The 24,258-nt window shown below is 66.0% G+C and carries 26 protein-coding genes and 1 pseudogene; 10 read left to right on the plus strand and 17 right to left on the minus strand.

What is annotated here, in order from left to right:
• Positions 1-123 precede the first annotated feature (123 nt).
• Entirely contained in the window at positions 124-966 is an 843-nt protein-coding gene (locus ACQY78_RS06975) for an MBL fold metallo-hydrolase (RefSeq protein WP_428684040.1), read from the plus strand.
• A 10-nt stretch (positions 967-976) separates the two neighbouring features.
• Here ACQY78_RS06975 and ACQY78_RS06980 read toward each other — a convergent pair.
• Positions 977-3,447, minus strand: a pseudogene (locus tag ACQY78_RS06980) (ligase-associated DNA damage response DEXH box helicase).
• On the opposite strand from ACQY78_RS06980, the gene ACQY78_RS06985 reads away from it, so the two are divergent.
• Genes ACQY78_RS06985 through moaA form a run of 3 tightly spaced genes read left to right on the plus strand, consistent with a single transcriptional unit; the run spans position 3,446 to position 7,128 of the window.
• Positions 3,446-4,477: a ligase-associated DNA damage response exonuclease gene (locus ACQY78_RS06985; protein ID WP_428684042.1), complete on the plus strand. Its 1,032-nt coding sequence runs from the start codon at positions 3,446-3,448 to the stop codon at positions 4,475-4,477. The pseudogene ACQY78_RS06980 and the gene ACQY78_RS06985 overlap by 2 nt on opposite strands.
• Before the next feature lie 3 nt (positions 4,478-4,480).
• Positions 4,481-6,139 (plus strand): cisplatin damage response ATP-dependent DNA ligase, encoded by a 1,659-nt coding sequence (locus ACQY78_RS06990; RefSeq protein ID WP_428684044.1) that lies wholly within the window; start codon positions 4,481-4,483, stop codon positions 6,137-6,139.
• The gene (gene moaA / locus ACQY78_RS06995) at positions 6,136-7,128 is read left to right on the plus strand and encodes a GTP 3',8-cyclase MoaA (protein WP_428684046.1); all 993 of its coding nucleotides are present in this window, start codon (positions 6,136-6,138) and stop codon (positions 7,126-7,128) included. The genes ACQY78_RS06990 and moaA overlap by 4 nt, the downstream gene beginning before the upstream one ends.
• Positions 7,129-7,294: 166 nt before the next feature.
• Here moaA and ACQY78_RS07000 read toward each other — a convergent pair whose 3' ends face one another.
• The 3 genes from ACQY78_RS07000 to ACQY78_RS07010 all read right to left on the minus strand — a co-directional run bounded on the left by ACQY78_RS07000 (position 7,295) and on the right by ACQY78_RS07010 (position 9,475).
• Entirely contained in the window at positions 7,295-8,221 is a 927-nt protein-coding gene (locus ACQY78_RS07000; protein ID WP_428684048.1) for a DMT family transporter, read from the minus strand.
• A gap of 80 nt (positions 8,222-8,301) precedes the next feature.
• Positions 8,302-8,994 (minus strand): gamma-glutamylcyclotransferase, encoded by a 693-nt coding sequence (locus ACQY78_RS07005; protein ID WP_428684050.1) that lies wholly within the window; start codon positions 8,992-8,994, stop codon positions 8,302-8,304.
• 10 nt (positions 8,995-9,004) lie between these two features.
• Positions 9,005-9,475: a MaoC family dehydratase gene (locus ACQY78_RS07010; RefSeq protein WP_428684052.1), complete on the minus strand. Its 471-nt coding sequence runs from the start codon at positions 9,473-9,475 to the stop codon at positions 9,005-9,007.
• A gap of 145 nt (positions 9,476-9,620) precedes the next feature.
• Between ACQY78_RS07010 and ACQY78_RS07015 the strand changes: the two genes are divergently transcribed.
• Positions 9,621-10,442: an enoyl-CoA hydratase gene (locus tag ACQY78_RS07015; protein ID WP_428684054.1), complete on the plus strand. Its 822-nt coding sequence runs from the start codon at positions 9,621-9,623 to the stop codon at positions 10,440-10,442.
• A gap of 4 nt (positions 10,443-10,446) precedes the next feature.
• On the opposite strand, the gene ACQY78_RS07020 is transcribed toward ACQY78_RS07015, so the two are convergent.
• The 8 genes from ACQY78_RS07020 to ACQY78_RS07055 form a co-directional block, all read right to left on the minus strand.
• Positions 10,447-11,244 (minus strand): ABC transporter permease, encoded by a 798-nt coding sequence (locus tag ACQY78_RS07020; protein WP_428684056.1) that lies wholly within the window; start codon positions 11,242-11,244, stop codon positions 10,447-10,449.
• A gap of 1 nt (position 11,245) precedes the next feature.
• Positions 11,246-12,070 (minus strand): ABC transporter ATP-binding protein, encoded by an 825-nt coding sequence (locus ACQY78_RS07025; protein WP_428686332.1) that lies wholly within the window; start codon positions 12,068-12,070, stop codon positions 11,246-11,248.
• A gap of 12 nt (positions 12,071-12,082) precedes the next feature.
• Entirely contained in the window at positions 12,083-13,117 is a 1,035-nt protein-coding gene (locus ACQY78_RS07030; protein WP_428684058.1) for an ABC transporter substrate-binding protein, read from the minus strand.
• 77 nt (positions 13,118-13,194) lie between these two features.
• Entirely contained in the window at positions 13,195-13,581 is a 387-nt protein-coding gene (locus ACQY78_RS07035; protein WP_428684060.1) for a nuclear transport factor 2 family protein, read from the minus strand.
• Positions 13,582-13,594: 13 nt separating this feature from the next.
• Positions 13,595-14,458 (minus strand): crotonase/enoyl-CoA hydratase family protein, encoded by an 864-nt coding sequence (locus tag ACQY78_RS07040; protein WP_428684062.1) that lies wholly within the window; start codon positions 14,456-14,458, stop codon positions 13,595-13,597.
• 11 nt (positions 14,459-14,469) lie between these two features.
• Positions 14,470-14,802, minus strand: a complete 333-nt coding sequence (locus tag ACQY78_RS07045; RefSeq protein ID WP_425066745.1) for a DMT family transporter — start codon at positions 14,800-14,802, stop codon at positions 14,470-14,472.
• A gap of 3 nt (positions 14,803-14,805) precedes the next feature.
• Positions 14,806-15,852: a glycosyltransferase family 2 protein gene (locus ACQY78_RS07050; RefSeq protein WP_428684064.1), complete on the minus strand. Its 1,047-nt coding sequence runs from the start codon at positions 15,850-15,852 to the stop codon at positions 14,806-14,808.
• Complete coding sequence (locus ACQY78_RS07055) at positions 15,845-16,585, minus strand: class I SAM-dependent methyltransferase (protein ID WP_428684066.1); 741 nt, start codon at positions 16,583-16,585, stop codon at positions 15,845-15,847. Before ACQY78_RS07055 ends, ACQY78_RS07050 begins: the two co-directional genes overlap by 8 nt.
• A 60-nt stretch (positions 16,586-16,645) precedes the next feature.
• Here ACQY78_RS07055 and ACQY78_RS07060 point away from each other — a divergent pair, with 60 nt between their 5' ends.
• Entirely contained in the window at positions 16,646-18,229 is a 1,584-nt protein-coding gene (locus ACQY78_RS07060; protein WP_428684068.1) for a hypothetical protein, read from the plus strand.
• Between the two features lie 105 nt (positions 18,230-18,334).
• Here ACQY78_RS07060 and ACQY78_RS07065 read toward each other — a convergent pair whose 3' ends face one another.
• From ACQY78_RS07065 to ACQY78_RS07080, 4 genes are read right to left on the minus strand one after another with little or no spacing between them, the layout of a single operon-like run.
• The gene (locus ACQY78_RS07065; protein ID WP_428684070.1) at positions 18,335-18,799 is read right to left on the minus strand and encodes a PaaI family thioesterase; all 465 of its coding nucleotides are present in this window, start codon (positions 18,797-18,799) and stop codon (positions 18,335-18,337) included.
• The gene (locus ACQY78_RS07070) at positions 18,796-19,239 is read right to left on the minus strand and encodes an acyl-CoA thioesterase (RefSeq protein ID WP_428684072.1); all 444 of its coding nucleotides are present in this window, start codon (positions 19,237-19,239) and stop codon (positions 18,796-18,798) included. Before ACQY78_RS07070 ends, ACQY78_RS07065 begins: the two co-directional genes overlap by 4 nt.
• Before the next feature lie 5 nt (positions 19,240-19,244).
• Positions 19,245-20,090, minus strand: coding sequence for a VOC family protein (locus ACQY78_RS07075; protein ID WP_428684074.1), 846 nt, complete (start codon positions 20,088-20,090; stop codon positions 19,245-19,247).
• Positions 20,087-20,545: a MaoC family dehydratase gene (locus ACQY78_RS07080; RefSeq protein ID WP_428684075.1), complete on the minus strand. Its 459-nt coding sequence runs from the start codon at positions 20,543-20,545 to the stop codon at positions 20,087-20,089. The genes ACQY78_RS07075 and ACQY78_RS07080 overlap by 4 nt, the downstream gene beginning before the upstream one ends.
• An 88-nt stretch (positions 20,546-20,633) precedes the next feature.
• Here ACQY78_RS07080 and ACQY78_RS07085 point away from each other — a divergent pair, with 88 nt between their 5' ends.
• Positions 20,634-22,304: an adenylate/guanylate cyclase domain-containing protein gene (locus tag ACQY78_RS07085; protein ID WP_428684077.1), complete on the plus strand. Its 1,671-nt coding sequence runs from the start codon at positions 20,634-20,636 to the stop codon at positions 22,302-22,304.
• Positions 22,305-22,439: 135 nt separating this feature from the next.
• Positions 22,440-22,643 carry a (2Fe-2S)-binding protein gene (locus ACQY78_RS07090; RefSeq protein ID WP_422012331.1) on the plus strand — a complete coding sequence of 68 codons (204 nt, stop codon included), beginning with the start codon at positions 22,440-22,442 and terminating at the stop codon, positions 22,641-22,643.
• Positions 22,644-22,660: 17 nt separating this feature from the next.
• On the opposite strand, the gene bfr is transcribed toward ACQY78_RS07090, so the two are convergent.
• On the minus strand, positions 22,661-23,146 hold the full coding sequence (bfr, locus tag ACQY78_RS07095; protein WP_428684079.1) for a bacterioferritin: 486 nt from the start codon (positions 23,144-23,146) through the stop codon (positions 22,661-22,663).
• Between the two features lie 329 nt (positions 23,147-23,475).
• On the opposite strand from bfr, the gene ACQY78_RS07100 reads away from it, so the two are divergent.
• Together ACQY78_RS07100 and ACQY78_RS07105 are read left to right on the plus strand one after the other, a co-directional pair.
• On the plus strand, positions 23,476-24,072 hold the full coding sequence (locus ACQY78_RS07100; RefSeq protein ID WP_428684081.1) for a superoxide dismutase: 597 nt from the start codon (positions 23,476-23,478) through the stop codon (positions 24,070-24,072).
• Positions 24,073-24,082: 10 nt separating this feature from the next.
• The gene (locus ACQY78_RS07105; protein WP_425066754.1) at positions 24,083-24,238 is read left to right on the plus strand and encodes a DUF3309 family protein; all 156 of its coding nucleotides are present in this window, start codon (positions 24,083-24,085) and stop codon (positions 24,236-24,238) included.
• Positions 24,239-24,258 lie beyond the last annotated feature (20 nt).

Raw genomic sequence — 24,258 nt, forward strand, 5'->3', positions numbered from 1 at the left:
ATGGGCTGGGGATTAAATGTTCTTCTTTTGTTCTAGTTCCCTCAAAATCGAGAGTCAACGGGACTAAAGGGCTGGCATATCGAGTGCATCCGGGGAGAAGCTGCGCCCTGTCCCGGAGGCTCCATGACTCTTCGTCTGTCCCTCGCCGCCCTGTGTGCCACCGCCTTCGCCCTGTTGGCGGGTCCGGCCCTGGCCCGCTGTTCCAAGAACCTGGTCGAACTCGGTCCCACCCTGCAGGGACGCGGCGTGCAGATCGCCTCGCTCGATGGGGCGCAGATGGCGGCGGACACGGCGAGCCGCGCCATTGTCACCTTCCTCGGCCATGCCAGCTTCGAGATCGACACGCCGCAGGGCGTACGGGCCATCACCGACTACAACGGGCTGAACGGCTTCGGCCGCAAGCCCGACATCGTGACGATGAATAACGCGCACTCCACGCATTACACCGACACGCCCGAGGACGGGATCACCTACGTGCTGCGCGGATGGCCCAGCGACGCCGGTCAGACCGAGGCGCGCCACGAGGTCTCGCTGAAAGACCTCAAGGTCACGAACCTGCCGACCAATGCGCGCGACTGGGGCGGCGGCTCGGCGCGCATCAACGGCAACTCGATCTTCACTTTCACCATCGGCGATCTCTGCATCGCCCATCTCGGCCACCTGCATCACCGGTTGACCAAGGACCATCTCGACGAGCTTGGCCGCATCGACGTGCTGATGGTGCCGATCGACGGTGCCTACACCGTCGGCCTGCCCGTGATGGTCGAGGTCATTCGCCAGGTGCAGCCGCGTATCGTGCTGCCGATGCACTATTGGGGGCGCGGCCAGGTCGCCCGCTTCGAGGAATTGATGGCCGACCAGGACGCGGTCTTCATCTGGCCCGACCGCCGCACCATCGAAGTCGCCCACGACACGCTGCCCGAGAAGCTCACCGTCTACGTCGTCGGCGGGAATGGCGGCGACTGATCTGCCTTCCTCAGAGTCGCGTCGCCTCGTCGATCAGTTCCTGGGCGGCGATGTCCAAGAGCTCGTCCTCGGCGGTGCCGTCGAGCACGCGTTCCTTGCCGATCTCGAGAAGCACCGGCACGGCGAGCGGCGATATACGGTCGAGCCGGCGATAGACGATGCGGCCCTTGGCGCGCTTCAGCAGATCGCCCAGCCGCTTGAGGTCGGCGAGTTGCCAGGCCGCGTCCTGGCGCGTGGCGCGCAGCAGGATGTGGTTGGGCTCATGCTGGCGCAACGTGTCGTAGATCAGGTCGGAGCTGAACGTGACCTGCCGGCGCGACTTCTCCTCGCCGGGAAAGCGTCGCTCGATCAGGCCGGCGATCACCGCGACGTTGCGGAACGAGCGCCGCAGCATGCTCGATTCGTCCATCCACGCTTCTAGGTCGTCGCCCAGCATGTCCTCGTCGAACAGCTCGTCGAGCTGCTTCGGCGAAGCCGGCCGCAACCCCCAGAGGCCCAGCACATAGTCGGTCGCGACGAAGCCCAGCGGCCGCAGGCCCATGCGTTCCATGCGCCGCGTCAACAGCATGCCCAGCGTCTGGTGGGCGTTGCGGCCCTCGAAGCAATAGGCGACCAGGAACTGCTTTCCGCCGCGCGGGAATCCCTCGACCAGCAATTTGTCGGCCGGCGGCAGCATCGAGCGGAAGACCTGGATGCGCAGCCACTCCTGCACCTCGGCCGGCAGCTTCGGGTGCTTCAGCGGATCCTGCAGGATTCCGCGCACCCTTGCCGCGAGGAAGGTCGAGAGCGGCAGCCGGCCGCCGCCATAGGCCGGCACCTTGGGATCGCCGCTGGTGGCGGGCGAGCAGATCGCCGCCAATTCCTTGACGCCCTCGAAGCGCAGCAGGCGGCCTGCGAACACGAACGTGTCGCCCGGGACCAGCCCCTGCACGAACCCCTCCTCGACCTCGCCCAGCACCGCGCCCCGCCGCAGCCGCACCTTCATCAGGGGCAGCTCGACGATGGTGCCGACATTCATACGGAACTGCTTGGCCACCAGCGGCGAGGCCAGCATCCAGCGTCCATCGGGAAGTTGCTTCAGCCGATGCCAGCGATCGTAGGCCGCCAGCGCGTAGCCGCCGGTCGCCACGAAGTCGAACGTGTCGTCGAAATCCTTGCGCGGCAGGTCGCGATAGGGCTGCGCGCGGCGGACCTCGGCGAAGAAGGCCTCGCGGTCGATCGGCTGGGCGCAGGCGGTGCCCACGATGTGCTGGGCCAGCACGTCGAGACAGGGCGGACGCGGCGGATCGCCATCGAGCTCGCGCGCCTCGACCGCTTCAAGCGCCGCCAGCGATTCCAGCACCTCGAAGCGGTTGGCCGGCGCGATCATGGCGCGGCTGGGCTCGTCGAGCCGGTGGTTGGCGCGGCCGATGCGCTGCATCAGGCGGCTGACGCCCTTGGGCGCGCCCATCTGGATGACGAGGTCGACATCGCCCCAGTCGATGCCGAGATCGAGCGACGAGGTCGCGACCACCGCGCGCAGCTTGCCCGCCGCCATCGCCGCCTCGACCTTGCGGCGCTGCTCGACGGCCAGCGACCCATGATGCAGGCCGATCGACAGATTATCGTCGTTGATCCGCCACAGCGCGTCGAACGCCAGCTCCGCCTGGGCGCGCGTGTTGACGAAGATGATCGACGTCTTGTGCTGCCGGATGATGTTGTAGATCTCCGGCACCGCATGGCGTCCCATGTGCCCGCCCCACGGCAGCCGCTCGTGCGCATCGATGATCGACACGACCGGCGGCGCGCCAGGTTCGCCATCACGATCTCCACCGGCTGGTCGCGCAGGTTCAGGAACTCGGCGAGCTCCGGCGGATCGGCGACGGTGGCCGACAGGCCGACGAAACGCGCCTGCGGCGCGAGCGTCGCCAGCCGCGACAGGCAGAGCGCCAGGTGATGGCCGCGCTTGCTGGTGGCGAAGGCGTGCAGCTCGTCGATGATCACGCATTTGAGGCTGGCGAAGAACTTCGCCGCATCGAGATAGGAGAGCAACAGCGCCAAGGATTCCGGCGTCGTCATCAGCAGGTCGGGCGGCCGCTCGCGCTGACGCAGGCGCCGGCTCTGGGGCGTATCGCCGGTCCGGCTCTCGGCGCGTACCGGCAGCTGCATCTCGGCCAACGGCTGTTCGAGGTTGCGGCGGATGTCGGTCGCCAGGGCCTTCAGAGGCGAGATGTAGAGCGTGTGCAGCTCCCCCTGCCCCTTCTTGTAGGCAAGGTCCTTGCCGGCCTGCCGCCGCTCCGTGAGTTCGATCAGTGACGGAAGAAAACCCGCCAGCGTCTTGCCGCCGCCGGTCGGCGCGATCAGCAGCGCGCTCTTGCCCTGTCGCGCCAGATCGACGAGTGCCAACTGGTGCGGCCGCGGCGCCCAGCCGCGACTTTCGAACCAGCGTGCAAACAGGTCGGGAAGCCCCATATCCATGGGGTAGGATGCATCAGGAGCCATGGCAATCACGACGGCAACCGAGACCCTGAATCCCCGTACGTGGCTCTATCCGACGCCGCGCGGCCTTTATTGCGAACCGGGCGATTTCTATATCGATCCAGCCTTTGCCGTGCCGCGTGCGGTGATCACGCACGGGCATGGCGACCATGCGCGGCCGGGCCATCGCAAGGCGCTGGCCACGCCCGAAACGCTGGCGATCATGCGTACGCGTTTCCAGGACATGCCCGACACCGAGCAACAGGCGCTGAAATACGGCGAGAGCGTGCGCATCGGCGAAGTGGAGGTCGGCTTCGCACCGGCCGGTCACATTCTCGGGTCGGCGCAGGCAGTGCTGGCATACAAAGGCCAGCGCATCGTCGTATCGGGCGACTACAAGCGCCGGCCGGATCCGACCTGTCCGCCGTTCGAGCCCGTACCGTGCGACGTGTTCATCACCGAGGCGACCTTCGCGCTGCCGGTCTTCCATCATCCCTCCGATGCCGGCGAGATCGGCAAGCTGCTGCGCTCCGTCGACACGTTCCCCGAGCGCACTCATCTGGTGGGCGTCTATGCGCTCGGCAAGTGCCAGAGGGTCATCCGCCTGCTGCGGGAAGCCGGCTACGACAAGCGCATCTGGCTGCATGGCGGCCTGATGTCCCTGTGCAAGCTCTACCAGGAGCATGGCGTCGATCTCGGCGACGTGGCCCCGGTCTCCGAGGCGATCCTCGAGACCTTCAAGGGCGCCATCGTGCTCTGCCCGCCCTCGGCGATCGCCGACCGCTGGTCGAGGCGCTTCGCCGATCCGATTGCCGCGGTGTGCTCGGGCTGGATGAACGTGCGTGCCCGCGCGCGGCAACGCGGGGCGGAACTGCCGCTGATCATCTCCGATCACGCGGACTGGCCGGAACTGACGCAGACCCTGAAGGATGTCGGGGCGCCGAAAGTGTGGGTGACGCACGGCCGCGAGGAGGCGCTCGTCCACTATGCGCGCGGGCTCGGCATCGAGGCCGAGGCGCTGCACCTGGCCGGCCGAGAGGACGAGGAGTCCTGAACCGTGCAGGCCTTCGCCCGCCTTCTCGACTCCCTCGCCTTCCAACCGGCCCGCAACGCCAAGCTGCGGCTGATCGAGACGTACCTGCGCGAGACTCCCGATCCCGACCGTGGCTGGGCGCTGGCGGCACTGACCGGTGGGCTCGACTTTCCGTCGGCCAAGCCCGCGCTGCTGCGCGGCTTCGGCCAGGAGAAGATCGGCGAGGAGCTGTTCGCCCTTTCCTACGACTATGTCGGCGATCTCGCCGAAACGCTGGCGCTCATCTGGGAAACCGATCCGGCGGCCGGTCCGCCCCCGACGCTCGGCGAAGTCGTCGAGACGCTGCAGCGAGCCACGCGCACGCAGACGCCGGCGATCCTGAAACGCTGGCTCGACGCGCTCGATTCGACCGGCCGCTGGGCCCTGCTGAAACTCCTGACCGATGCGCTGCGGGTCGGCGTCTCGGCGCGGCTGGCCAAGCAGGCGGCGGCGAACATCGGCAGCCAGCCTGTCGATGCCGTCGAAGAGGTCTGGCACGGGCTGGAGGCACCCTACCGGCCGCTGTTCGACTGGTTGCTAAACGGCGCGCCGCGGCCGCAGTCCAACGCCGGCGCCGCCTTCCTGCCGGCCATGCTGGCCAATCCGATCGACCGTGCCGAACTCGACGCGCTCGATCCCGCGCACTTTCGGGCCGAATGGAAATGGGACGGCATCCGCGTACAGGTCGCCGCGTCCGGCGGGCTGAAGCGGCTCTACAGCCGCGCCGGCGAGGATGTATCCGGGGCCTTTCCCGACATCATCGAGGCGATCGACTTCGAGGGCGTGTTCGACGGCGAGTTGCTGGTGCGCCGTGAGACGGCGGTCGCGCCGTTCAACGACCTGCAGCAGCGGCTCAACCGCAAGACGGTGACCCCGAAGATGCTGAAGGAGCATCCAGGGCATGTCCGCCTCTACGACGTGCTGTGGCTGGAAGGAGAGGACCTGCGCGGCCTCTCCTTCGACGAGCGCCGCATCCGCCTCGAAGCCTGGATCGCGCTGAAGGAGCGCCCGCGCTTCGACCTGTCGCCGCTGGTGACCTTCGCCGACTGGGAGGAACTTGCCGCCAAGCGCGAGGAGATGCGCGCCGACGGCATCGAGGGGCTGATGCTGAAGCGCGGCGACAGCGCCTATCTGTCCGGCCGGCCCAAGGGCCCGTGGTTCAAGTGGAAGCGCGATCCCATGCTTGCGGACTGCGTGATGATGTATGCCCAGCGCGGCCACGGCAAACGCAGCTCCTTCTACTCCGATTTCACCTTCGGGTGCTGGCGCGACGCAGCAGAGGGCGGGCGCGAGCTTGCGCCCGTCGGCAAGGCCTATTTCGGCTTCACCGACGAGGAGCTGCGCTGGCTGGACAAATGGGTGCGCGACCATACGACCAACCGCTACGGCCCGGTGCGCGAGGTCGAGCAGAAGCTGGTGCTGGAAATCGCTTTCGACGGCATCGCCCGCTCGACCCGGCATAAATCGGGGGTGGCCATGCGCTTTCCGCGCATCAACCGCATCCGTACCGACAAACCGGCCGCCGAGGCCGATACGGTCGACAACCTCCTGCGGCTGCTGACCAATTCGGCCCCGGAATCGCCCCTTGCAGGGGGTATGTCGCATGCCCATTATCCGGGCGTCACCGTAACCGAAGAGCCATGATCGACCCGTTCGGCCGCCACATCTCCTACCTCCGCGTCTCCGTGACGGATCGCTGCGATTTCCGCTGCGTCTATTGCATGGCCGAGGACATGACCTTCCTGCCCAAGGCGGAGGTGCTGTCCCTCGAGGAGCTGGAGCGTCTGTGCACGGCCTTCGTCCGTCGCGGCGTCAAGAAGCTGCGCCTGACGGGCGGCGAGCCGCTGGTGCGCAAGAACGTGATGTCGCTGTTCCGCGGCCTCGGCCGGCACCTCGACAGCGGCGCGCTGGAAGAACTCACCCTGACGACCAATGGCAGCCAGCTCGCCAAGTACGCCCAGGAACTGGCCGATATCGGCGTGCGCCGGGTGAACGTGTCGATGGACACGCTCGATCGCGACAAATTCCGCCAGCTCACGCGCTGGGGCGATCTCGACCAGGTGATGCGCGGCCTCGACGCCGCCCAGCGCGCCGGGCTCGCCATCAAGATCAACGCGGTGGCGCTACGGGGCGTCAACGACGGCGAGTTCGACGAGATGATCCGCTGGAGCCACGGCCGTGGCATGGACCTGGTCCTGATCGAGGTCATGCCGATGGGCGAGATCGGCGACGCAGCCCGGCTCGACCAGTATCTGCCGCTGTCGCTGGCACGCACCGAGATCGCGCGGCACTTCACGCTGACCGAGACCGACTACCGCACCGGCGGCCCCGCGCGTTATTTCCGGGTCGAGGAAACCGGCGGGAGGCTGGGCTTCATCACGCCCCTCACCCACAATTTCTGCGAAAGCTGCAATCGCGTGCGCCTTACCTGCACCGGCACGCTCTACATGTGCCTCGGCCAGGAGGATGCGGCCGACCTGCGCGCGCCGCTGCGCGCCTCGGAGAGCGACGAGGTGCTGGACCGTGCGATCACCGAGGCGATCGCCCGCAAGCCCAAGGGCCACGATTTCATCATCGACCGCCGCCACAGCGGCCCCGCCGTGCCGCGGCACATGAGCGTGACCGGCGGCTGAGCCTTCGGGCTTTCTTCTCCAAAGACCAGCCCTGACCTCATCCTGAGGAGCATTGCGCAGCGATGCGTCTCGAAGGATGGGCAACGGACAAGGTGCGGGTTCCCATCCTTCGAGACGCGCCCCTGCGGGGAGCTCCTCAGGATCGTGGTGGGTGATCTGAAGGACTTCAAGCCTCCGGCGTGGCCTGTGAAGCCGCCGTCCTGATCTGCGCTCGCCGCACCGCCTCGCGGTGGGAAATATAGAGAGCGCTGGCGAAGATCACCGCCGCGCCCACGAAGGTCCATACGTCGGGCGTCTGGAAGAACAGGAAATAGCCCAGCATCGTGTTCCAGATCAGCGACAGGAAGCCGATCGGCTGCAGCAGCGTGATGTCGGCGAGCTGGTAGCCGCGCTGCTGGCAGATATGGCCGAGCGTGCCGGCCAGTCCCGCCAGCAGGAACCAGACGATGTCGCCCCACTGCGGCGTCTGCCAGAACCACAGCGCGAACGGCAGAGCGCAAGCGACGATCACGATGTTCTGCCAGATCACGATCGTGGTCGAGGAATCGGTGCGAGCCAGCGCCTTGGAAATCAGGTTCGAGGCCGAGAAGATAGGTGTCGAGATCAGGACGCAGATGACGCCGATATGGATGTCGCCGAAGCCCGGCCGGATGATGATCATGGCGCCGATGAAGCCCACGATGACGGCGATCCAGCGCCGCAGGCGCACCTTCTCGGCGAGGAACAGCGCAGCGCCGATCGTGACGAAGATCGGCCCCGTGAACCCAAGCGCCGTGATCTCGGCCAGGGTTGTGAGCGGCAGCGCCACGAACCACAGCATCATGCCCGCGGTATGGATGGCGCCGCGCGAGATGTGCAGCGGCAGGCGCCTGGTGTGGAGCGAGCGGTAGAGGCCGAGCCGCATCACGATCGGCACGAGGAACAGCGCGCCGAAGAAATAGCGCAGGAAGGCCATCACGTAGGAGTTGAGATGCTGCGCCGGGATCAGCGTGAAGACGTTGAGCAGCGCGAACAGGACGCCCGACAAAGCGACCCAGAGGATGCCGCGCAAATTCGGCGGCAGCGCGAGCCAGCGGGCAACGAGGGCGGACACGCAACGACTATGTCACAGGCCCTGCGACCCTGCATCCTCTGCGGTGTGGCGGCTTCCGTGCGGCGAGGTGAGGTGCCGGCTCAGGCCGCGGCCGTGCCAGGCACCTGATCCTCGCGCAGCCGGGCGACACGGGCCACCAGCTCCTCGAGATAGGGATCGTGGATGCCCAGCGACCGCGCATGCTCCGCCGTATTGATCAGATACTCTCGGCAAGCACCGCGGCGGCCCTCGGCGAAGGCGATGTGGTAAGCGGCCCGCTCGATCGGCAGGTCGCCGCAATACTGGCAATGCCCGGTCTCGACGACGAAGGTCACGGCGCTGACGGTGCGCCCGTCCCGCAGCTTCGTCGGCACCCAGCGCGGCTTGTAGACTCCCGCCAGCATCTCGCGGTTCCACAGCAGGCCGAGTTCCTGCCGCACCAGTTCGGGCGACAGGCGATAGGCGATGCCTTCGCACGTGCCGCCATCGGCCAGCGCCAGCATCAGGCCCGGCAGTTCGGGCGTGCCCCGGCCCATCGGCGTCCAGAAGCAGAAGGAGCGGCGCCACCCATCCACCCTGCAAGGCTGGACTTCGGCATACTCGAGGGCCGGATTCCACATCAGCGAGCCGTAGGCGAAGATCCAGGTCTCCTCACCCGGCGGGCGGTTGAGCAACGCTTCGTTTAGGCTGGCCTCGCGCTCCGGCGACGACAGGAAGAAGTCGTAGCCGGCGGCTCGGGCGTCGGCGACGATCTGGTCGATCCGTTCCGACGTCAGGTCCTCGCGTGTCAGCAACCGCTGTGCCTCAGGTGCCGTAGACGATGGACATGGTCTCGGCCACGCAGGCCGGACGCTCCTGGCCCTCGATCTCGATGGTGACCTGGTTGGTCAGGCGCACGCCGCCCTTGTCCATCGGCTCGGCCGCGATCAGCTTTGCACGCGCCCGCACCTTCGAGCCTGCCGGGACCGGGCTGGTGAAGCGCACCTTGTTGCAGCCGTAGTTAATGCCGTTGCGCACGTTGTTGATGTGCGAAATCTGCTGGCTGAGCATCGGGATCAGCGACAGGGTCAGGAACCCATGGGCGATGGTCTTGCCGCCCGGCATGTCCTTCTTGGCGCGCTCGACGTCGACATGGATCCATTGATGGTCGCCGGTCGCATCGGCGAAGAGGTTGATGCGCTCCTGCGTGATCTCGACCCAGTCGCTCATGCCGATTTCCTCTCCCACGTGCTTCTGCATCTCGCTGGGATGGGCGAACTCTCGCTTTGCCATCATTTCCTCTGTTCCATTAATTTCGCATCAACTGCAATATTGACCGGAAACGCATACCTGTCTGCTCGGCGCTTCCTTCCGCGTTTGTATCGTCGCGGCCTTTTGCCCATCATGCCACTCACAAGAATGCACAGGAGGAGACCCCCATATGGCGTACGAGACCGTCCTCTATGACGTCGCCGATCGCATCTGCACCATCACGCTCAACCGCCCCGACAAGCTCAATGCCTGGACGCGGCAGATGCACCTCGAACTCAAGGACGCCATGCACGAGGCTCGCGCCGATTCAGAAGTGCGCGCCATCATCCTGACCGGCGCCGGTCGCGGCTTCTGCGCCGGGGCCGACATGGGCGGCCTCCAGGCGATCGGCTCCGGCGCCTCGGCCGACCGGTCCACCAAGGCCCAGGTGGGGCTGCCCGGCGGCAGCACGCTGCCCGAGTTCAGGATGAATTACTCCTATTTCCCGACGATCCCGAAATTCATCATCGCCGCCATCAATGGTCCGGCCGCCGGTCTCGGCATGGTGATCCCGCTCTATGCCGACCTGCGCTTCGCGGGCGAATCGGCGGTCTTCACCACCGCCTTCGCCCAGCGTGGCCTGATCGCCGAGCACGGGATCAGCTGGCTGCTGCCACGGCTGGTCGGCTTGCCGACGGCGCTCGACCTGCTCTGCTCGGCCCGCAAGTTCCGCGCGCCCGAGGCGCTGGCAATGGGCCTCGTGAACCGGGTCATTCCCGACGACAAGCTGCTGGCCGAGGCTCGCGCCTACGCGACCCTGCTGGCCAACACCGTCTCCCCGCGCTCGGTGGCGGTCATGAAGCGGCAGCTCTGGGAAGCCGAGTTCCAGACCCTGGCCGAAGCCACGGTCCAGGCAAATCACGAAATGGAGCTGTCTTTCCAGACGGCGGACTTCAAGGAAGGCGTCGCCCATTATCTTGAGAAGCGGGCCGCGAGGTTTACAGGCAGGTAGGCCCCTACACCTTCTCCGTTTGCCCGGCCTTCGGCTGCCAGGTCATGAGACGACGCTCGACGGTGCCGACCAAGCTGTCGAGCGCGAGGGCGCAGGCCGTGAGGACCAGGATGCCGGCAAACACGGTGTTGATGTCGAAGGTCCCCTCAGCCTGGAGGATCAGGTAGCCGACGCCCATCGAGGAGCCGAGATACTCGCCGACCACGGCGCCCACGAAGGCAAGGCCCACCGCATTGTGCAGGCTGGCGAACACCCAGCTCATGGCGCTCGGCAGGTAGATCGAGCGCAGGAGCTGGCGCTGCGAGGCGCCCAGCATGCGGGCATTGGCGATCAGGTTGGGACTGACCTCGCGCACGCCCTGGTAGACATTGAAGAAGACCACGAAGAAGACGAGCGTCACGCCCAGCGCCACCTTCGACCAGATGCCGAGGCCGAACCAGACCGCGAAGATGGGCGCCAGCACAACGCGCGGCATCGAGTTGAAGCCCTTGATGTAGGGATCCGTGATCGCCGAGGCGGTGGGGGACAGCGCCAGCCACAGGCCGATGCCCAACCCTGACGCCGCGCCGATCACGAAGCCCAGCGCCGTCTCGAGCAAGGTGATGCCGAGATGGGGGAAGATCTCGCCGCTCGCGAACCAGTCGAAGATCACCCAGAAGACCTTCTGCGGCTCGCCGAAGAAGAAGGCGGCGCGGTTGGCCTTGTCGAAATAGAAGGGCGGGATCAGTCCCGGCGCGGTCATCACGTACCAGGCCACGATCAACAGGCCGAGGAGAAGCAGTTGCAGGATCCTGAGCCGCATCTCAGATCGCCTTCTGCTGCGCATAGGCCTTCAGCACCTCTTCCTTCATCGCCGCCCAGATCTCGCGATGCAGGTCGAGGAAGGCCGGCGTCATGCGAATCTCCGAAACGTCGCGCGGCCTGGGGAGATCGACCCTGAAATCGCCGATCGGCCGCGTCGCCGGTCCGGCCGACAGGACCACGACCCTGTCGGAGAGCGCGATGGCCTCCTCGAGATCGTGGGTGATGAACAGCACAGACTTGCGGTCCTCGGCCCACAGCGCCAGCAGTTCGTTCTCCATGAGCTGGCGCGTCTGCACGTCGAGCGCCGAGAAGGGCTCGTCCATCAGCAGGATGTCGGGGCTGAGGATCAGTGTCTGGGCCAGCGCCAGACGCTTGCGCATGCCGCCCGACATCTGGTGCGGATAGCGGTCGCCGAACCCCGCCAGGCCGACGCGGCGCAGCCAAGCCTCGCCCTGCCCGACCGCCTCGGCCCGCGGGACGCCGCGAAATTCGAGGCCGGCGATCACATTGTCGATGCCGGTGCGCCACGGCATCAGCGCATCGGCCTGGAACATGTAGCCCGCACGCCGGTTCACGCCATTGCCCGCCAGCAGCCTCTCGCCGAACACCTCGACGGTGCCCGATGACGGCTCAAGCAGTCCCGCCGCCACGTTGAGCAGGGTGGACTTGCCGCAGCCGGTCGGTCCGACCACCGACACGAACTCGCCGCGCGCGACGTTCAGCGTGGCGTTTGCCACCGCCGTGTAGGCCTGGCTCGCATCGTCGCGGGCGGCGAAGCGACAGGTGATGTCGGCCAGCGTGAGCGCCGGCACTTCCTTCGTCATTGTCACGTCGAACTAGCTGCGCTTTGCGGCGCGCTGAGCGAACTCATCGTTCCAGGTGTCGGCGAGCTTCACCGAGCCGGCCTTGATGGCCGGATCGCTCTCGACCAGGAACTTGAGACAATTCTCCGTCGCGCCGGCGGGCATGGTGCCGTCCGGCGAGATCGTCTCACGGACGCCCGCGAACGACTTCTCGTAGACCGCCCGGTCGCCCAGCAGGTACCCCTCGGGCACGGCACTGGCGACATCGGCCGGCGAGGCCGTCTGCAGCCACTGGTTGGCGCGCACGATGCCGGTGGCCAGCGCCTGGGTTGTGCCGGGGTTCTTCTTGATGAAGTCGGATTGCGAATAGAGGCTGGCCGCCGGAAAGGCACCGCCGAACACTTCCTGGTTGCCCTTCGTCGTGCGCGTGTCGACGACGACCTTCACGAGGTTCTTGTCGGTCAGGATGGTGAGGGCGGGATCGGTCTGCGACACGCCATCGACCTCGCCCTTCTCGACCGCGGCGATGACCGAAGCGCCGGCGCCGACGCCGATCGCCACGACGTCGCTGGCCTTCAACCCGCCCTTGGCCGCCCAGAAGTTCAGCAGCATGTGGGTCGAGGAGCCGGGCGCCGTGACGCCGAACTTCATGCCCTTGATGTCGGCCGGGCCCTTTACCCTGGCGGCCACGTCGTTGCGCAGCGCGATGCAGATCTGCATGCCGCGGCCGATCAGGGCGAAGCCCGTCACGTCCTGGCCGCGCTGCTGCATGCGGATCGTGTGCTCGTAGGCGCCGGCGACCACGTCAGCGCTGCCGCCCATCAGGGCCTGCAGCGACTTGGCGCCGCCCTGGAAGTCGTTGATCTCGACGTCGATGCCGGCTTCCTTGAAGAAGCCCTTGCGCTCGGCGATGGTGAGCGAAAGGTAATAGAGTGCGGACTTGCCGCCCACGGCCAGGATGACCTTGCTCTTTTCGGGCTTGGCCTGCGCCCGCGCGACATGGGGCGCCGCCAGTAGCATCGGGGCGGCCGCCAACAGGGTACGGCGCCGCATCTGCAGCTTGGTCATGATTTCCTCCGCGAAAGGCTTGTTTTCCGGCAGCTTGCCGCAAGCCAACCGTCGCGGCAACCGACCAGCGGAGGACGTCAGAACATCCCGTTTGGATTGGCGGCCTTTTCCGGCACGATCTGCAAGACGTCCCAGTGCTCGACGATCTTGCCCTCGCCATCCAGGCGGAAGATGTCGATGCCGGCCCAGACGTGATCGCCGGGCCAGTCCTGTCGGCAGTGCAGCACGACGAGATCGCCTTCGGCGATCACCCGCCTGAACTCGACGCGCTTTCCGGGATACTCGCGGGCGGCTTCTTCGAAATAGTCGATGAAGCCCTGCTTCCCGCTGGCGACCCCGGGATTGTGCTGGATGTATTCGGCGCCGACATAGCGCTCGACCGCCTCGCGCGGACAACCCTGATTGAACATCAGGTCGTAGAATTCCGTAACCGTCCGCTTGTTGCGTTCCAGCCGGTCGTCCACCGCGGGCTCCCGCCTAGTTGAACTTCCGCTCCTGCCACCACGGGAAGTATGACGGCATGCCGTCGCTCACCTTCATGGGGAAGCGGGCCGGACGCTTCTCGAGGAAGGCGGTCACACCCTCCTTTACGTCCTCGGATTTGCCGCGCGAATAGATGCCCTTGGAATCGACCTTGTGCGCTTCCATCGGATGGTCGGCGCCCAGCATCTTCCAGATCATCTGGCGGTTCAGAGCGACCGAGACCGGCGCGGTATTGTCGGCGATCTCGCGGGCCAGCGCATAGGCGGCCGGCAGGAGATCGTCGGACTTGTGGATCGAGCGCACCAGCCGGCCGTTCAGCGCCTCCTCGGCGGAGAAGACACGGCCGGTCATCACCCATTCCAGCGCCTGCTGCGGCCCGACGAGACGCGGCAGGAACCAGCTCGAACAGGCTTCCATGACGATGGCACGGCGCGTGAAGACGAAGCCATAGCGTGCCGCCTCCGAGGCGAGGCGGATGTCCATCGCCAGCTGCATCGTGATGCCGACACCGACCGCCGGTCCGTTGCAGGCGGCGATGGTGGGCTTCAGCGATTCATAGAGGCGCAGCGTGAAGAGGCCGCCGCCGTCGCGATGGCCGTCGAGGCCGGGATCGACCGGCCCGCGATTCTCGGCATTGAAGGTGTTGGCGCCGCCCGACAGGTCGGCCCCGGCGCAGAAGCCGCGGCCCGCACCGGTGAACACGACCGCGCGCACATCGTCGTCGCGGTCGGCACGGTCCATGGCGTCGAGCAGTTCGGAGAGCATCTTGCCGGTGAAGGCGTTGAGCTTGTCGGGACGGTTGAGGGTGATGGTGAGGATACCGTCCTTGGTCTCGTACTTGATCTGCTCGTAGTTCACGGGAAGGCCCCTCAGCTCTGGTTGATGAGGACGACACCACCCACGATGAGAGCAATGCCGCCAATCTGCTTGATGCCGAACGGCTCACCGAAAAGGAAGTGGCCGGCCACTGCAACGATCGCATAGGAGAGCGACACGCTGGGAAAAGCCACCGAAACCGGAATCTTCCGCAGAGCGATGATGTAGAGGAACGCGGCTGAGCCGTAGAGCGCCAGGCCCGCGATGGTCGAGGGGCGCAGCAACTGGCTCACGAAATCGGGCGCGTCCGCGCCGGTCTTGAGCAGGATCTGGCCGCCGATCCCGGCCAGAACGCCGATCGCGAGCGCCACGTAGTAGATCGTCATGCTTCAGCTCTCCCTACGGCGCGGCTCGTGCGAAGGCTCGCGATGCGGCTGGCCGGCCGCCCGCGTATCGACCTTCGGCTGCTCGATGTCGAGCCCTTCGGCGCCGCGGCTGAAGACTTCCCGCACGAGGTATTGCGGCTTGCGGTTCACGGCCAGGAACATGCTGCCGAGATATTCGCCGATCATGCCGATCACGAGCAGCTGCACACCCGCCAGCACCAGCACCGCGACCATCAGCGACGCCCAACCCTGCGGTGCCCTGTCGGAGAGGATCGCCTCGATGATCGTGATGCCGGCGGCCACGGCGCCCAGGGCGCCGAAGACCAGGCCGAGGATCGTCGCAAGCCGGAGCGGCATCACCGAGAAGTTCAGGAACATCGCCAGCCACAGTCGCAGCAGGCGGCGCAGCGTGTAGTTCGAGCGCCCTTCGGCCCGCGGCAGATGGTTGACCTGCAGGCGGCTCACGTTCTGGGTGATCTGGAAGATCAGGCCGTCGACATAGGGTGCCGGCCCCTCGTAGCTCGACGTGACCCGCTCGCGCAGGAAGCGCGACACGCAGCGGAAGCTCGAGAGATAGAGGCCGGGCGGCTTGTCGATCAGCTTGTCGGCGCACCAGTTGGTGAAGCGGCTGCCCAGATTGCGCCAGGCCGCATGCTTCTTTTCTTCGTAGTAGGTGTAGACCGCGTCGTAGCTGCCGTCGCGCGCATGCTCGAACAGGCGACGGACTTCCTCGGGCGGGTTCTGCAGGTCGTCGTCCATGGTGATTGCGTAGGCGCCGCGCGCCCGAGCGAAACCCGCCATGACCGCATTGTGCTCCCCGAAATTGCGGCTGAGGCTCAGGACGGTCACCGGCGCCCCGGGCTCGACGGCGAGCTGCTTGCAGACGTCGAGGCTGTTGTCCGGGCTGCCGTCGACGACCAGGACGATCTCCAGACCGCCCTCGATATCGAGCGCGCGCAGCGCCTTCACCAGCTCGCCGACGGTCGCGGCGCCGTTATAGACCGGCACGATGATGGAAAGGGCCGGCGTCTCTTCAGAATTCTCAAGCATCACGCACCGCTACGATCATGAGGGAACCGCCGAACGGCAGGCTGAGCCCGGCGCCGATGGCGGCGCGCTCGATGGCGAGCGCAGTGGAGAATATTGCGTCGAGCCAGCGCGGATAGTCGCGCACATCGCTCTCCGCGTCGTCGCGCTCGACCAGCCGGTGGAGGAGCATCAGGGGAAACAGCAGCGTGTTCCAATAGCTCGCCCGAAGGATACGGAAGCCCGGCTCAGCGATCAGGGCGCGGGCCTCGCCGCGCGTGAAGCGGCGGGCATTGTGCACGCGCCTGTCATGAGCCGACAGCATCCAGGAATAAGCGGGAAGATTGAACACGGCGATCGCGCCCGGCCCGAGGCAGCGATGCGCCTCTTTCAGGGCATGCGCGGGTTCGACGTTGGCGTGACACAGCACGTCGAGCGAAACGTAGGCCCCGATCGTTCCGTCCCCCAGCGGCATTTCGTTGACCGAGCCCGAAATGACCGGTCGCCCCGCCTTGGTCCTCGCCATGCCGGCCGCAAGGGGATCGTATTCGAGGCCGATGGTCGGCCGGCCGGCAACGTCCAAGCCCAGGACGCGCAACATGCCGCCGGTGCCGCATCCGGCATCCAGGACCGGTCCACAAGCCGCCGACCGCGAGAGCGCCCGGGCAAGCTGGTCTGCGACCAGCCGGCGCAGGCCGCGATACCACCACATACGGTCCTCGACCGCATGCATATGCTCGTATTCGGCCCGTTCCACGAAGCGGCCTCTCCCAGGAAGTCTCCTCTTCCTGTCCGCTTATGATATCTTCGCCCCGCCTTGCCAACCGTTCAGACCAAACCTCCGACCATCCCGCCGCGTGTCGAGCAGCTCCTGCTGGTGTCGCTGTTCGCGTTGCCGGTCCTCTGGCTCGCCGGCTATTTCTTCCCGCCCATCAACCATGACGTCGCCGCCATCCTCGACGTGTCGACCCGGTGGATCGGCGGCGAGAAGCTCTATGTCGAGGTCCTGGACGAGAACCTGCCGCTGACCTTCGTCGTGCACGGACTGCCGGTGCTGACGGCCAAGCTCCTGCCCGGCACCGTGGCCTTCTGGTTCACGGCCTGGGTGGTGGCCGGCATCTTCGCGTCGTTCTGGGCCTGCCGGCGGCTCATCCGCCTCGTGCCTTCAGCTGACCACGCGCTCACCGAGGCGCTGCTGCCGCCGGTTCTGCTGTTCCTGTTCTCGGTGCTGCCCAACGAGCATTTCGGCCAGCGCGAGCACATCATGTTCGTGGCCTGCGCGCCCTACCTGATCGCCTCGATGGCGCGCGCCGAGGGCGTGAACCCCTCGCGCTTCGCCTCGATCCTGGTGGGCCTCGTGGCCGGTGTGGCGCTGGCCATGAAGCCGCACTACCTGGCGATCCCGGCGGCGGTCGAACTCTACTTGCTGGTCCGGCGCGGCGTGCGTCCGACCTTCACCGACCCGATTCCCTGGGCGATCGGCCTGCTTGCGGTCGCGCACCTCGCCCTGATGTACCTGGTGTTCCCGGAGTTCGGGCATTTCGTGCTGCCGCTGGCGGTCGAGGCCTATGCGCCGATCGGCGAGTCGGGCTGGCGCGAGGTTCTGACCAGCAACGTGCTGGGCCCGACATTGCTGGCGCTGGCGATCTTCGGCCTGCTCGCCGTCGTGTTCACCAAGACCATCGCCGCCCGCGTGCTCGTCGTGTTCGGCGTGGGCGCCGCCCTCTCCGCCATCGGCCAGGCCAAGGGCTGGCCCTACCACGTGCTGCCGGCGCTTTCGGCCGCCATCCTCCTCGCGGCCCTCACCGTCTCGCAGACCGTCGACCGTTACCTGCCGATCAGCCGCAGCGCCCACCGCCTGCCGGTGGCGGTGATCTGCGCCACCTTCATGGTGCTGCTCTACTTCCAGGCCGCCCTCTACACGCCGCCCTTCTACAAGCAGCGCCAGTTCGAGGATTCGATCGGCGGCCGGCTGCAGCACATCATCGAGCAGAACGCGCCAAACCGTACCCTCCTCGTCCTGTCGCCGGGCATCTACCCGTTCTGGCCCATGGTGAACTACATCGGCGGCCGCATGACCACGCGGTTCCTGACCATGTGGGTGCTGCAGGGCGTCTACGCGACCTGTGACGACTTCCCTGCGCTCTACAATCCGCCCGACACGATGGGCGATTCCGAGAAATTCGTGTTCGACTCGGTGAGCGAAGATTTCGCCCGCGAGCATCCCGACCTGCTGATCGTCGACCGCATCGCCGGCGTGCCGCGCTGCCAGGGCAAGGAGTTCGACTACCTCGAATACTTCCTGCAGAATCGGGTGTTCGCCGACGCCTTCGAGAACTACGAACACCTGATGGACTTCGACCGCTACCGGATCTATCGGCGGAAGAAGCTGAAGAAGTAGCCGTATCTGTCGTCCTGAGCGCGGCGAGGGACCCAGCAGAACGACCAACACACTCCGTGGCTGGCGCGAAGCTCCTTAGCTGCGCTCAGGATGACAAGGAACTTCTTACCTCTTCCACGGCGGCGCCAGCGCGACGGCACGTGCCGCTTCGGGAATCCTGTCGGCATCGGGCACCTTGAAGACGCCCGAAGCCACCAGGACGATCTCGCCGCCGCAGACGAGGTCGCAGCTGGCGAAGCAGAAGTTGATCGTGCGCCGGGCGATGCGTGCCTTGCCTTCGAGCCACTGCCCCAGTTTGGCGCCGCGCACGAACTCGCTGGTGAGCGAGATGGTGGGATGCGGCCAGAACAGGCCGGTCGAGAAGCCCGAACCCACGCCCATCACCATGTCGGCGACGGTGACCAGCAGGCCGCCATGGGCCCAGCCCATCGGATTGCCGTGCCGCTTCTCCAGCGGCAGGCCGATTCTGAGCCCGTCCTCTTCCGCCTTGAACCAGAGCGGCCCCACGAGCCCGACGAAGTCGTCGGTGACATCGAGCTTGCGGAAGCCTTCCGGTACGGAAGCGGTCATGGATCCAGCCCGTCCTTCGAGGCTGTGAGACGGTCGAGCATCGCGCGCACCACCGGATCGAACGGGGTGGCGCGATGGGTCTCCTCGTTCAGCGACACCATGATCACCTTCTGAACGGCGGTGCAGTTACCCTCGCCGTCGAACAGGCCCTGGCCGACAACGCACTTGCGGTCGTGCGCCTCGATCAGGCGGCAGCAGGCCACGGCCGTGCCGGGATAGAACATCTGTCGCTTGAAGTCGGCTTCGATGCGGCCGACGACCAGACGGAAGCGCGGCAGCCCCGTCCGCACGATCTGACGAAGGTACGCGACTCGCACATTCTCCAGCAGCTCGAGAAAGGCGCCGTTGTTGATGTGCCCGTTGGCGTCGACGTCCGCGAAGCGCAGGTTTTCAGTGGTCGAGAAGCCGTAGATGCCGCGGTCGGCAAGATCGAACGCCATGAAGACTAGAACTCCGAGAATTCCAGGGTGAGATGCGCGGCCTCTGACGGCGGGACGACCAGTCGGCCCGAATCGGGCTTCGTGAACCTGACACCGTTCTTCTTCAGCAGGTCCTCACAGGCCGCGAGGCTCTCGACGCGCACCGTGAGCAGCGCCGGATGATCGCCCGAGCGTACCGGCGTGATACCGGGATAGCGGACGGCATAGTCCTTGGGTGTCATGTAGCGGATCGGCTGGGTGCCGGTGTCGACCACCAGCCCTTCGCCCTCGCGCTTGACGGAGCCCGGCCCGAAATACTTTTCGAGTTCGGGAATCCACTTGGCCGGTTGCTCGGCGATCACGGTGACGCCCAGGATGCCGCGCGCGCCGTTCGGATGGGCGGCCCATTCCGGCCGGTAGACGAACTCAGGCGTCTGGTGTTCGCAGACGAAGAAGCCGACGACCGGCATATTGTCCTTCGGGATGCGCACCGTGCGGAACTTGGCGAGTTCCGTCTTGCCGTCCACCTCCACCGCCCGGTCGAAGAAGAGCGGCGCATCGGGATTGAGGCCGGCCGCCTTGAAGGCTTCGTAGGCCACGTCGGCGCCGTCGGTGGCCAGGGCCACGTTGGCGAGACCGCCCCCGCCCTTCAGCCATTCGCGCCGCTCGGCGTTGAACTCGGTATCCTCGACGATGCCCAGGATCTCGAAATAATCGGTGTCGAAGATCATCAGGTGGTTCGCCGTACCGAGCTTCTTGTGGAAGCCCCGCGGCTGGACCTGGAAACCGAGCTTCCTGTACGCCGCCTCGGCTGCGTCGATGCCGTCGACCATGACCACCACATGGTCGAGACCCTTCACTGCACGCTTCATACGGGCCTCCTGCGCACCATGTTAACCCCCTTGGAGGTCATGACCAGTTCGCCATTCTGATTCACCGCGGTCCAATGCTCGTGGATGACGCCCAGGGTCGGGCGGCTCTTGGACGGGACCTTGTTCGCACACTCGACCCAGGCGGTGAGCGTGTCGCCCGGCCGCACGGGCTTCAGCCAGCGCAGCTCGTCGAGTCCCGGAGAGCCCAGTGCCGTGCGCTTGTCGACGTAGTTATCGACGAAGAGCCTCATCAGCTTGGCGGAGACGTGCCAGCCGGACGCACAAAGCCCCCCGAAAAGCGAGGATTTGGCGGCTTCGGCATCGACGTGAAAGCTCTGCGGATCGAACTTTTCGGCAAACTCGATTATTTCTTCGGCCGTGAAGCTGGTCGAGCCGAGCGGGTATTTCCGGCCAACTTCGTAGTCTTCCCAATAACGGGGCTCTGCGGATTGCATGAGTCGGTCTTCGCAGAGCATGGGCGATCACGCAAGCATGTCCTCCGGCGCGGGCTATGGTATCTTTGGACCCGGAAACCAGCGCGCAATGACCGATCAAAATCTCGTCCGACGGCTCACCACGATCCTCTCCCTCGACGTGGTGGCATTCAGCACCATGTCGGCGCGTGACGAGGAACGTGCTCTGGCCCTGCTGGCCGCCCGCCTGGATTCGGCTGGCACGCTCGTGCGCCAGCATCGGGGGCGCGCCTTCAAGATGACCGGCGACGGACTGCTCGCGGAATTCGCGAGCCCGGTCGAAGCCGTCCGAGCCGCCCTCGAAATCCAGGAGGCCATGCGCTCCGCCAACGCGACAGCACAGGCCGACGACCAGCTCACGTTGCGCATCGGCGTCAACCTGGGTGACGTCGTGGAGAGCGGCGACGATCTCATGGGCGATGCCGTGAACGTGGCGGTGCGGCTCGAGTCGATCTCAGAGATCGGCGGCGTCTGCATCTCTTCATCAGTGTACGAACAGATCGTCGGCAAGCTGATGCTGGGCGCTGAGGATCTCGGCGAACAGCACCTCAAGAACATTCCGCGCTCCATCCATGCCTATCGCCTGACCATCGACGGCGCACGACCGGCCGCTGCTGCCCATCCCGCACACGCAGTGGCCCGATCGATGCCGCAGATACGGCTCTTCCTGGTGGGGGGCGTGGCGGCGGTCCTGATCCTGGGCGCGCTCGCCGGGACGTTCTATCTACGCCATCCAACGCCGTCGCCGTCCTTGCAGACGGCCGAGCCCACCTCTGCCTCGCCGGTCGTAAATCCACCCATCCCGGAAACGGCGGCAAGACCCGCCGCGCCAAGTCCAGTGGTGCCGGCCAATCCGCAAATCACCGCCACCCCTCAGGCGCCAGCCCCGCCGGCAGTTCCTCCCGCTCCTCGCCTCTTCGCAGCCAAGGAGGTTCCGTTCGTTCCCGACTATCACTGGCGGGCCCTGCAGAATTACACCGACGCGCCGGGGGCCAAGGCCTTCGCGTTGAATGTGCGCGGTATCTTCGGGACGGCCATGGACCGGGTCGATGAAGCGGCCGCACGGCAAGCCGCTCTCGACGACTGCAACAGGAAGGTCGAACGCGAAGTATCGGTCGTTCGCGCCTACGACAGCTGCATGCTCTATGCGGTCGAGAACGACGTGGTCTGGTCGTTCCGGCCGCCGCCGATGCCGCCGGCACCCTACGTGCCCGCCGCCAGGCCTTCGCCGCCGATCGCCTTCGATCCCGCGACGGCCCCGCTGCTCGGTGCCTTGGCGCGCGAACGGCTGCCCGCGCATTACCTCACCAACCGGCACCACCGCGTGCTGGTACTTGGCCACAATCGCTTCGACTGGTGGACGCTGAGCGAAACCGACGCCGATGCGATCCGCCGCAACCTGCAGATCTGCGGCCACCTCACGGGACGGCCCTGCGTGGTCTACGCCTTGAACAACGAGGTGCTGGTCCGTACGCCGCAGACGATGCGCGCCACCGACATCTTCACGCCACAGGACATCGGCGTCGCCCTCGATGACGCCCAGACCAAGGCTCTGGAACAATATCTGGTTGCCAACGACTGGCGCGCCGTCGCACTGGCGGTAAATGGGCGGATGGGGATCGTGAGCGGCCGGCCCAGTGAGCAGGACGCCACCTCCAAGGCCCTTCAGGCCTGCCGGGACGCCGGAGGGTCGGACTGCGCCATCACGGCCATCGGGCCGTTCACGGTGGCGCCACAGTAGGCCATCGAGAGGAACGATGTTCGAGCGAGGCGCTCCAAAGCCTCTCCATGGGGGGGGCTTGACCGCCGGCCGTCTCCGCCCCTATCGTGCGGCTGCGAGTAAGTCGCAACAGCGGGAAGAAACGGCCGTCAGAGCATGTTTATCTGTATCTGCAAAGCCATTCGCGAGCGGGAAGTCGATGCCGCCGTCCGGGCAGGAGCCCGGCGTCCGGCCGACGTCTTCCGCGCCTGTGGCAAGAGCCCCCAATGTGGCACCTGCGCCTGCGACATGCGCGATCGCATAGCCCACGCGATCGCCCATGAACGGTCTGTAGAGCCGACGCTCCTAGCCGCCGACTGATCCCGGCTCCCGAGCGATCAGCTCGGGCCCTTTCCTTCGCCCATCTGGCTCTGCAGGTAGTTCTGCACGCCGACCTTCTCGATCAGGCCGATCTCGGTCTCGAGGAAATCGATGTGCTCCTCGGCGTCCTCAAGGATGCTGACCGCGATCTCACGGCTGACATAGTCCTTCGCCGCCTCGCAGGCCGTCACCGCCTCGACCAGCGAGGTGCGTGCGGCGGTCTCGAGCTTGAGGTCTGCATCGAGCGCCTCCGGCACGTTCTCGCCGATCGCGAGCCTGCCCAGGTCCTGGAGGTTCGGCAGGCCGTCGAGCATTAGGATGCGCTCGATGAGCTTGTCGGCGTGCTTCATCTCGCCGATCGACTCCTCGTAGATCTTCTTGCCGAGGCGATCGAAGCCCCAGTGCTTCATCATGCGGGCATGGAGGAAATACTGGTTGATCGCCGTCAGCTCGTTCTTCAGGAGCTTGTTGAGTTCGGCGATGATCTGCGGGTTGCCCTTCATGGCGAACTTCCTCTTTGAATGAGTCGGTTCTCACAAATACCCACCGATTCCGGGCACGCAACCACAGAGTGAGCGACTGAGAAACGTTCGCTGAAAAAAGCGTGCGCTGGTCTTCGAAGCTCAGCGAGTGAGAACGACTTGCCGGATTCCAGCGTCTGCGAAGAGGTGTGGAGGGAACGTGCCGGAACCCACACGGCGAATCGGGGCTTTGGGAATTTACAGGAAAAAACGTAGCACCATCGCAACGCGCAACGTCATAAGGTGAGGTGCGTTCATGTCGGACGCCGCCCGCCCGGGACGATCCGGGCCAGCCAGCTAAGGATAGCGTTATGTCCAATTTCACTCTTCCGAAACTCCCCTATGCCGATGACGCGCTTGCGCCGGTGATTTCGGCCAACACCATCTCCTTCCACTACGGCAAGCATCACAAGGCCTATGTCGACAAGGTGAACGAGCTGGTCCCTGGCACGGCCTACGAAGGCCTGTCGCTCGAGGACATCATCAAGAAGTCGGCCAAGGACGAGAAGGGCAAGGCGATCTTCAACAACGCCGGCCAGATCTGGAACCACACCTTCTACTGGAACAGCATGACGCCCAAGGGCGGCGAGCCGACCGGCAAGATCAAGAGCGCGCTCGACGACAGCTTCGGCGGTCTCGACGCCTTCAAGGCGGCCTTCAAGGCAGCGGCCGTCGGCCAGTTCGGCAGCGGCTGGGCGTGGCTCGTGAAGGGCGCGGACGGCAAGCTCAAGATCGAGACGACCGCCAACGCCGACACCCCGATCGCCCATGGCGGCACCCCGCTCCTCGTCGCCGACGTGTGGGAGCACGCCTACTACCTCGACTTCCAGAACCGCCGGCCGGACCACGTCCAGGCCTGGCTCGACAAGCTCGCGAACTGGTCGTTCGCCGAGACAAACCTAGGCTAAGGAGCATTCAATGTTGGGCACCATTCTTCTGATCGTCCTGATCCTCATTCTGATCGGGGCGCTGCCGACCTGGCCGCACAGCAGCGGCTGGGGTTACTACCCTAGTGGCGGTATCGGACTGGTGCTCATCATCGTCGTCATCCTTCTGTTGATGGGGCGCATATAGCGGCCCATCCGGCAGTCCAA

This window comes from Reyranella sp. (genome assembly GCF_965279625.1).
Lineage (GTDB): Bacteria > Pseudomonadota > Alphaproteobacteria > Reyranellales > Reyranellaceae > Reyranella.